This window comes from Thermoleptolyngbya sp. M55_K2018_002, from assembly GCF_015295965.1.
Classification (GTDB): Bacteria; Cyanobacteriota; Cyanobacteriia; order Elainellales; family Elainellaceae; genus Thermoleptolyngbya; species Thermoleptolyngbya sichuanensis.
Genome location: NZ_DVEA01000123.1, coordinates 1 through 9,895 on the forward strand (window position 1 = coordinate 1; position 9,895 = coordinate 9,895).

Consider the following 9,895-nt stretch of genomic DNA (forward strand, 5'->3'; position numbering starts at 1 on the left):
CCCTCTTTGGGAGAAGGGGTTAGGGGATGAGGGCCAAACAACCCCCCATTCACATAAGGAAACGCCTCTGCCCAGCGGCGAATCCCCGCTGCCTGCCGTTCTTGCAACGGAGTCGCCATTGCCCGAAAAATTTCCGACAGCACCTCATGGGTATTTGAGGCATCCCCCGCACTCATCTGGGCGATCGTGCTTGTAAACAATCCTTCACCCTTGGCAGTCGGGGGAAAAATATTCGTATCCTCCGCAAAAAAGCAGAAGATCAACCGTGCCATAAAATGGTTGAAATCTTCCGGTCGCTGCTCCCAGTCGGGGTTATCCTTCAGCAACTCTACATACAGCCGATTTAGCCGCCCCGTCGCTTTAATATCGAAGGCATTTTCCCGAATCTGTTTGACGGTCGTAATCCCCGCCAAGGGCAAGAAAAAGCCAAAGTGGTCAGCAAAGCTAGGATAGTCGCAGGCAACAGTTTCCCCATCCACTAAATTCTCTGCCTCAAAGCTCTGTCCGTCCGTGGACAGAATGAACTTCACCTTGTGTCGGGCGGTCGCTGGACTTTCTCGCAACGTGGTCAGCGTCTCCCCGACTTCGCCTACCGCACAAACCTTGATGTGAATGTTATTGCGCTGGAGCACCCCACCCAAATCCGATTGATTGGTGGAATCTTTGCCCTGACTTCTCAGCCGTTTGATCGTCGTCGCTTTGTTGCCAAAGGCTTCCAGAAAGGCGAAGGGAAACTCTGCCGGGTCAAAAGGGGATTCGGCTAACCGAGAAACGGCTTCTTCGATTTCGACTGCATTCATAGAGTACTATTCTCTTCCGATCAAACCTTGAGGCATCTGGAGCATCTGGCAGCGAGGTGGCCGTCATTCAGCATCCACAAGCTCAAAAGCGCTAGCCCCCTGCACAGAGCCGCAGTGGATAAGCAGCGCCCCAATCAGAATCGTTGAGGATACTTACAGAGTTTAACGGCTTCAGGCAGGAATGCTAGATATCCCTACCTGAAGCCGTTTCACTTTATTCTCAGACCGCATTCTCAGGCCGTCTTGGGTGTTCAACCCCGTTCGAGATTGCCCTATAGACAACTCCTGAACCTGGGATCACTCAATGATGCCCCTGCCTTGAGATCGCTTCACCGACGGTTGTACCCCGCCTATGCCAGGTCAAAGCGATCCAGATTCATCACCTTATTCCACGCGGCCACAAAGTCGCGCACGAATCGCGGCTGCGAGTCTGCACAAGCATAGACTTCTGCCAGGGCGCGGAGCTGCGAGTTGGAGCCGAAAATCAGATCGACGCGGGTTCCCGTCCACTTGAGTTCGCCCGTTTTGCGATCGCGCCCCTCAAATAAGTTTTGGGCATCGGAGACGGCCCTCCACGTTGTCCCCAGATCTAGCAGATTCACAAAGAAATCATTGGTCAGCGTCTCGCGCCGCTGGGTAAAGACCCCGTGCTGAGTGCCCCCAAAGTTTGCCCCCAATACCCGCAGTCCCCCTACTAGGACGGTCATCTCAGGGGCGCTGAGGGTCAACAACTGCGACCGATCCACCAGCAGTTCCTCGGCCGACAGGGTGTGATCCCCTTTCAGGTAGTTGCGAAATCCGTCTGCCGTTGGCTCCAGGGGGGCAAAGGCTTCCACATCGGTCTGCTCTTGGGTTGCATCGGTGCGTCCCGGCTGGAAGGGAACAGTGATATCATACCCGGCATTTTTGGCCGCCTGCTCGACTGCGGCACAGCCTCCCAAAACGATCAGATCCGCAATGGAAACCTGCTTGCCGCCCGCTTGGGAGCGATTGAACTCCTGCTGGATGCCCTCCAGGGTTTGCAGCACTGCGGCCAGTTGGGCAGGCTGGTTGACTTCCCAATCTTTTTGGGGGGCCAGGCGAATCCGCGCCCCGTTTGCCCCGCCGCGCATGTCGGAGCCACGGAAGGTAGATGCCGAAGCCCAAGCCGTGGTGACCAGTTGCGACACGGACAATCCCGAAGCCAGAATTCTAGCCTTGAGTGCAGCGATATCTTGCTGATCAATCGAGTCGTAGGTAGCGGGGGGAATCGGGTCTTGCCAGAGGAACTCTTCGGCAGGAACTTCGGGGCCCAGGTAGCGCGATCGTGGCCCCATATCGCGGTGGGTCAGCTTAAACCAGGCCTTGGCAAAGGCCATTTCCAACTCTTCGGGATGGGCCAGGAAGCGCCGCGCGATCGGCTCATAGATCGGGTCCATCTTCATCGCCATGTCCGCCGTGGTCATAATGGGCGCGTGGCGCTTGGAGGGGTCGTGGGCATCGGGCACCGTCCCTGCGCCTGCTCCGTCTTTCGGGGCCCACTGATGCGCCCCTGCCGGACTTTTCACCAGTTCCCACTCATAGCCAAACAAATTTTCCAGATAGTTGTTGTCCCATTTCACCGGGTTGGTCGTCCAGGCCCCTTCGATGCCGCTTGTAATCGTGTGGGCACCCATACCCGTGCCAAAGCTGTTTTTCCAGCCAAATCCCTGCTCTTCGATGCTGGCTCCTTCCGGTTCTGGCCCCACCAGCGTCGCACTCGCCGCCCCGTGGCATTTGCCGAAAGTATGGCCACCCACCGTGAGCGCCACGGTTTCTTCATCGTTCATGGCCATCCGCCCAAAGGTTTCGCGGATGTCTCGCCCCGCAGCCACGGGATCGGGATTACCGTTCGGCCCCTCTGGGTTCACATAAATCAGGCCCATCTGCACAGCGGCCAGGGGATTCTCCAGTTCGCGATCGCCCGTATAGCGCTTATCCCCCAGCCATTCGCCCTCAGACCCCCAGTAAATATCTTCCTCCGGTTCCCAGATGTCGGCCCGTCCGCCTGCAAAGCCCAGCGTTTTGAAGCCCATCGATTCCAGGGCGCAGTTGCCCGCTAGGATCATCAGGTCAGCCCAAGAGATTTTCTCGCCATATTTCTGCTTGATGGGCCAGAGCAACATCCGGGCTTTGTCGAGGTTGGCGTTGTCGGGCCAGCTATTGAGGGGTGCAAACCGCTGGCTCCCGGTGCCCCCGCCGCCGCGACCATCGCCGATGCGATAGGTTCCCGCGCTGTGCCAGGCCATACGAATGAGCAGGGGGCCATAGTGGCCATAGTCAGCGGGCCACCAGTCTTGGGACGTGGTCATCAGCTCAAAGAGGTCGGCTTTTAGGGCAGCATAGTCCAGGCTTTTGAACGCCTCAGCGTAGTTAAAGGCTTCACCCATCGGGTTTGACTTGGGAGAGTGCTGATGGAGGATGCTCAGGTTCAACTGATTCGGCCACCAGTCTCGGTTCGACGTGCCATGGCCCGCCGTGAACTTCTGAACTCCGCCCATAAAGGGGCATTTGCTTTCGCTGCTCATAGGGACTCCTACTTGTGCATGGTTCAATACACACGGGATGTGCAACTTTCAATCTGCCCTCATCCCCCAACCCTCTCCCGCTCTGGGAGAGGGATTTAGGGTGAGGGGAATCGGCAAAGTTGCACATTGCGATCAATATCTAAACTCGAAGTCAGTTAAACGCTTCTTGACTGCGAGATTGATGAGTAAAGACGGCCTCTTAGATAAGTAAAGAGGTCGCCCTGGAACAGTTACTCGTCCTCACACCTCCGCCTGGGTCTGCCCAATCTGCCAAGCATGAATGGTTGCGCCCAGTCGCTCAATGACTTTCAATGACTGACTTTCAACGACTTTCAACAACTTTTAACAGCCAGGACTTACGCACTTGCGATAAACTCTTCGAGTTTTGGAGAATTTTTCGTGGGCTGCGCCCGCGAGAAATTCTCCAACTGATCCAACTGCGTAAGTCCTAACAACTTTCAAACAACCTTCAAACAACCTTCAAACAACTTTCAACACATTATCAAGTCATACTCGTCATGAGTTTAACTTAGGGAAGAGTGTACAGTGAATTCCTTTCAAACGGTTAAACTGCATACAAAACGTTACGGTAAACCCGCAGCCTCAACGAGCGTGCTGCTCAGTCATGAAGCCGCTGTTCGTATGAATGCTGATGGCGCGTTAGGGCGTGCTTTCCGACAGGAGAGAATCCAGGCGGGTGGCGTAACCCGTTAACTCTACATAGCCCTCTCCCCGAATCGGCTGGTTTTGCCGCGTGCCCTCAAAGGCAGTTGCCCCTTCCCAATAGGTGGCTGTGGAGGTGTTGAGTTCCTGATCCGCGAGGCGCGATCGCCCCTCTAGCACCAGATCTAGCCGAGGAATGCGAATTTGCCACTGGGCAGGATAAACCGCTTTGCTGCGGGGGCTTGTCCAGGTTTTGAGGACGCGGATTGTCCAGTCGTCGTGATTCAGATGGGTCGTCTCGCCGGAGGCCGAGATAAACGTGCCCGCCGACGTGATTTCGGGCGTACCGTCTTCGTGGCGCAACTGGTAGAGCATCAGGGCTGCTCCGTCCTCCAATTGAATCGAGAACCAGTCCCAGCCGACCGTGCCTGCGGTCAACGCGCTGGTGGAGAACTCGTGATCCGTCCAGGTTTTGCCCTGCACTGAAAAGGATTGGCCCTGAATCGTGACGGTTCCGCTGGTAGGCTGCTGCACCAGGGAATAGTAGTAGGACGCATTCCCCGGCTCCAATCCCTTGACACTCAGGCCGCGATCGCCCTGCAACACGGGCGGACGAGTTTGCTGAACCGTGAGGTCGATGGTGACATCCTCAGACCGGGACTGAAGCCGCACGCGGCCCGGCTCCAGTTCAGTCGCCGACCAATCATTCAGCCAGACGCGGTAGGGCAGGGCCTCGGCTCCCGCCAGCCCAATGGCGTTGCGGCTAAATCGCTCGTCTACATAAAAGCCGCTGCCCGCAATGTCGCTGACGGTGAAATGGGCGGAATAGATTTGATTTGTGCGCCAGCGGGATGGCGTAGGGGCTGCTGCCGCCGTTGCCGCCGTTGGCGAAATCGCCTGCCGGAAAAAGGTCAACTGAAAGCCAAACGGTCGCCCCTCCTCGGTTTCCAGGTTGCCCGTATAGTACCACCATTCCGTTTGGTAGTCATTGTGCGGGCCAAAGTCTTCGGGAAAGTGCCAATCTCGAAGGGCGATCGCCTTGCGGTATTCTCCACTGGCTGCGGGTAGCGGTTGCCAGGTAACGACATTGGCGGCGATCGCCAAATCCGCAGCCCCCAGGAATGTCCCCAGGAATATGCCCAGGAACGTACCCAGGAACACACCGCAGAACCCCAGCAGTACGCAAAATCGAATCAAGCGCGATCGCATTTTACCTCTCCCCTACCCTTTCTTCCGAACCCCACGCCGCATCCTCATCCGAACGCCCTACTGAACCCTCCCCGACAACCCCTGCGTAGGCCCTAACCAAAATCCAAAATCCAAAAATCCAAAATCACTCCTGTCTCAGCGCCGCCGCAATATTCATCCGCCCCAGCCGCAGCGCCGGATACAGACCCGCCAGCAGAGCAGCGGCGATCGCCACCAGCCACGCCTGCCAGAAATAGCGGGCTTCCAGCGCCATTTGCAGCGTCCAGCCAAAGGAGCGGACATTGATCACGTAGATCAAAATCCAGGCGAGGACAAAGCCCAGCGGCATCGCAAATACGCCTGCTAAGGTTCCCATCAGCCCCGTCTCTAGCAGCGTCAACCGTGCTAACTGGCTGGGGGTCATGCCTGTAGCACGGAGAATGCCCAGTTCCCGCGTCCGCTCCAGTTGCAAGCTCATCAGCGTGCTGAGAACGCCGATAAAGGCAACCACTACCGACAGCAGTTGCAGGGCGCTGGTAATGGCAAAGGTGCGGTCAAAAATTTCCAGCGACCCCTGCCGCAGACTGCGGTTCGACTGCACCAGCAGGTCTTGTCGTCCCTGGAAGTGGGATCGAATACTCTGCACCAACGCTTCCACATCGACACCGGGCTGGGTGAATAGCCCCAGCGACGCGATGCGGTCATCCTGCCACAGGTTCCGGTACACGTCGTCATCCAGGATAATCGTGCCGCGATCGGAGGAATAGTCGTAGAACACCGCCAGGACGGGAAACGGGCGATCGCCCACTGGCGTTTCCAGCGTGATCGTCTCCGGCGGCGCGGGCAGGTTTTCTCGCCGGATCAGCGCTTCGGAAATAATCGCGCCCTCGCCCGCATTCAGCGCCGTCCAGGGGTCGGGTTCCAGCCCCGGACGAATCCAGGCGTAGGGCCGCTTGCCCTGAGACACGTCCCCATCGGCGGAAATCAGCTTGGCATTGCGGTCAAAGTCCACCACGCGCACATCGGCATCGTTGTAGCTGACGGCGAAACGCAGCCCGTCCCACTGCTTCAGCGACTCCACCACCTGCGGATCGAGCTTGCCCAGCACGCGGTTGGCCGTCGTGGTAGGCGGCGACACGTAGATATCCGCCTGGAGCGTCTGATCCAGCCATTCCACCACCGTCCCCCGGAACGAGCCGATCATCACCGACACGCCGACAATCACCGACACCGACACCATTAGGGCGGCGATCGCCACGGAGGTTCGGCTGAGCGATCGCAAAATATCCCGTGGAGCCAGTCGCCCGACCACGCCAAACAGACGGTAGCCCGCTGGCGCTAGTCCCCGCATCAGCAGGGCGATCGCCGGCGGCACCAGCAGCGCAGCCCCCAGCAACACGGCAAAGAGTCCGGCAAAGGCGGCCACCAGCCCCCCCGACGACCACCGCAGCAGGGCCACGCCAGCAAGGGAAAACCCAACCCAGCCCAGGGTCAGCAGGGGCAGCAGCTTTTGCACCTTGCCCTCCAGGGTCGATCGCTGCAACGTGAGCGTCGGCGTGGTGTTCATCGCCTCCAGCGCGGGCAACGCAGAGGCAAACAGCGCCGCCGCAACACCAATCACCAGACCCTTGGCAATAGTGGCGTTTGAGAGCGTCACCTGCTGCACCGAGACAACGAAGTAAAAATCATTAATCGTCTGAGTAATTAGCCCCACAATGCTGCGGCCCAGCACAATGCCCAGCCCCACCCCCAGCAAAGAGCCAAGGATGCTAAACAGCGCCGCTTCGCCCAAAATTAGGGCAAAGAGCTGTCCCCGCGTCGCGCCGAGGCAGCGCAAAATGCCGAATAGAGGACGGCGCTGCACCACGCTGAAGGTGACGGTGTTGTAAATCAAAAACATGCCCACCACCAGTGCCAGCAGGCTGAGGGCCGTGAGATTGAGTTCAAAGGCGGCCGTCATTTGCTGCACGGCGTTTTTCTGCGCTTCCGCCGTTTCCAGCTTCAGGCCAGCGGGCAAGGCGGCTTGAATTGCGTCGCTCTCAGCAGGAGACGGGGCGATCGCATCGATATAGCTCAGCCGCCCCGTCTGTCCCAAAAGTTCCTGCGCCGTGGCAATGTCGGCAAACAGCAGCGTGCTGAGGGCGCGGCGGTTGAGGGAATCATCGGACTGGACAAGGGCAACAGCGGTGACCTCTCGATGCTGGCCGGCGATGTCTAGATGCAGCGTATCCCCCAGGGCCACCCCGTACTGCTGGGCGATATCCTGGGACAGCACAATCGCCTGGGGATTGGTGAGCAACTGCACCGAAGCCGCGTCCAAGCTTTCGCCCTCCGCCCCAAAGTAGTTGCGAAAGGGCGATTCTGCCAGCACGTCTACCCCCACCAGGCGCATCGGCTGAGCGCCCAACTCATCCGCCAGCACATAGCCCTCCACCACGGGCGCGAGGGGAATGCGGGGGGCGGCGCGGTGCAGGTCAGCATACACCGCTTCGGGAATGCCCGTGGGGGCGATCGCCTCGATGCGGTGGGTGGCGCGGCCGGTAATCGCGTCAGTAGACAGGGCAAAAGCCCGCTGTGCCGAACCGTTCGCCAGATCAATCGACACCATCATGGCCACGCCGAGGGCAATCCCCAAAATGCAGAGGAGATACTGCAACGGGCGCTGCCGAATCCGCTGCCACGCCAAGCGCCAGAGGGGGGCGTTGGACACTACTGCCGCCATGCCGCTACTCGTCATGCCATTAGCCGTCATGCCGCTACTCGTGATGCCGCTACTCGCCATGCCGCTACTCGTCATGCCACCACTTCCTCAGCGAGATCGGGATGCACGATCACAGGAATCAGATGCCCGTCTTGAACCCGCAACACGCGGTCGGCGTATCGGGCAATGTCGGGGTTATGGGTCGCCATGATCAGGGTTTTGCCCTTCGTGCGGGTGAGACTGAGCAATAACTCTAACACCTGCTGCCCCGTCTCCTCGTCCAAGTTGCCCGTCGGCTCATCCGCCAAAATGACCTGCGGATCGTGGGCCAGGGCGCGGGCGATCGCCACTCGCTGCTGCTGCCCGCCGGATAACTTGTCTGGATAAGTCTCTAGGCGATCGCCCAGCCCCACCTGTTCGAGAAGCTGCGAGGCCGACTGACGCGCCACCGCCGGAGACTTGCCTGCTAATTCTTGCGGCAGGGTGACATTTTCCAGCACCGTCAGCGTCGGAATTAGGTTGAAAAACTGGAAGACGAACCCGATGCGATCGCGCCGAAACAGGGTGCGCGACTTCTCGTCCAGTTCGGTAATGGCCAAATCGTTGATGCGAATCGTGCCCCCAGACGGCTGATCGATGCCGCTAATCAGGTTCAGCAGCGTACTTTTGCCGCTGCCGCTGTGCCCCAGCAGCACGACAAATTCTCCGGGGTCAAACTGCAAATTGATGCCATTCAGCACCTTCCGCGTCACGTCGCCTTCCTGAAATTCTTTGCAAAGATCCATTAGCTCAACCCTGGCCCCCTGAGCAGGCGAGGCGCTTTCGAGGGCGATCGCAGGTTTAGCCGAGGCGAATAGACCAGACCACCAGGAACTTGCTGACATAGGGACACCGTGGGATACCGTAGGACACCGTTTAGAATGACGCTAGCAAGCCTTCTGAGAAAGCTCTTAAAGAATCTTAACGTAGATCGCCAGACAAGTCTTCTGCTTTGGGCAACAGCCCCTCAAAGTTTCCCGACTCCAATCACAATCGGCTTCTTGCAAAGCGTCGCTTATGAAGCATTACCTATAAGACGATGAATCTGGGATCTGCCTGGTTTTGAATTGATTCAGAAGAACGGAGAGAGCGTTGTGGATAATCCATTTCCTGGAATGAATCCTTATCTGGAACACCCCCAACTTTGGCATCAGGTTCATAATCGCTTGATTGTGGCGATCGCAGATGACCTCACACCGCAAGTTGCGCCTCGCTACCGGGTCGCCATCGAAGAGCGAGTTTACCAGAGCATTGACGACTCCTTATTAGTTGGCTTGGTGGGCATTGCGGATGTCACTTTGACTCGCTGCTCTGCGGATGATATCGAGCCATCCAGCCAGATCACCACTGCTCGCAAAAAAACTCCGATTTCAGTTCAGGTTCCTGTGCCACAAGAAGTGGTCGAGCGATTCTTGGAAGTGCGCTCTACCCAAACCGGAGAGGTTGTCTGTGTGATTGAGATCTTGTCTCCCAAAAATAAACGGAATAAGGAGGGACGAGCAGCCTACATTAGCAAGCGCCAGAAAATCTTAGGCTCCAGCACTAGCTTAGTCGAGATTGACTTGTTGCGAGAGGGAGAGCCAATGCCCATTCTGGGTGCAGCAGACTCGCTGTACCGCATCCTGATCAGTCGAGCAAGCCATCGCCCCATCGCCGATCTTTACGCTTTCGGGTTGCAAGACCCAATTCCTGCAATTCCTATTCCGCTGCTCGTTCACGATCCTGAACCCGTGGTTAATCTGCAACGCATCCTGAATGACGTATATCGACGTGCCCGCTTTGACCTGGCAATTGACTATACCCAACCCCCAAAACCCGCGTTGCGCCCTGAAGATGAAGCGTGGGTGCGTGAGATTTTGCAGCAAACCGACCTAGAGAACCCGGTTTAGGGCGATCTGCCTTAGAGGGTGTTTGAAAAGGTATCGCCTGTAATGTTAAGCACTCAGAGATCCTCCCTA

Annotated in this window: 6 protein-coding genes; 1 reads left to right on the forward strand and 5 read right to left on the reverse strand. The window is 57.8% G+C overall.

Annotated features, from left to right (window positions below):
• The 5 genes from IGS51_RS06065 to IGS51_RS06085 all read right to left on the reverse strand — a co-directional run.
• Positions 1–800: type IIL restriction-modification enzyme MmeI (locus IGS51_RS06065; RefSeq protein WP_367279274.1), on the reverse strand; the 800-nt coding region annotated here is incomplete at its 3' end.
• 350 nt (positions 801–1,150) lie between these two features.
• Positions 1,151–3,346, reverse strand: a complete 2,196-nt coding sequence (gene katG, locus IGS51_RS06070) for a catalase/peroxidase HPI (RefSeq protein WP_297077166.1) — start codon at positions 3,344–3,346, stop codon at positions 1,151–1,153.
• Between the two features lie 660 nt (positions 3,347–4,006).
• On the reverse strand, positions 4,007–5,218 hold the full coding sequence (locus IGS51_RS06075) for a lipocalin-like domain-containing protein (RefSeq protein WP_297077168.1): 1,212 nt from the start codon (positions 5,216–5,218) through the stop codon (positions 4,007–4,009).
• A gap of 124 nt (positions 5,219–5,342) precedes the next feature.
• A complete protein-coding gene (locus IGS51_RS06080; protein WP_367279275.1) occupies positions 5,343–7,919 on the reverse strand; it encodes an FtsX-like permease family protein in 2,577 nt (858 codons plus the stop codon).
• Between the two features lie 71 nt (positions 7,920–7,990).
• Complete coding sequence (locus tag IGS51_RS06085) at positions 7,991–8,683, reverse strand: ABC transporter ATP-binding protein (protein WP_367279276.1); 693 nt, start codon at positions 8,681–8,683, stop codon at positions 7,991–7,993.
• A gap of 348 nt (positions 8,684–9,031) precedes the next feature.
• On the opposite strand from IGS51_RS06085, the gene IGS51_RS06090 reads away from it, so the two are divergent.
• The gene (locus IGS51_RS06090) at positions 9,032–9,826 is read left to right on the forward strand and encodes a DUF4058 family protein (protein ID WP_297077174.1); all 795 of its coding nucleotides are present in this window, start codon (positions 9,032–9,034) and stop codon (positions 9,824–9,826) included.
• Positions 9,827–9,895: the final 69 nt, after the last annotated feature.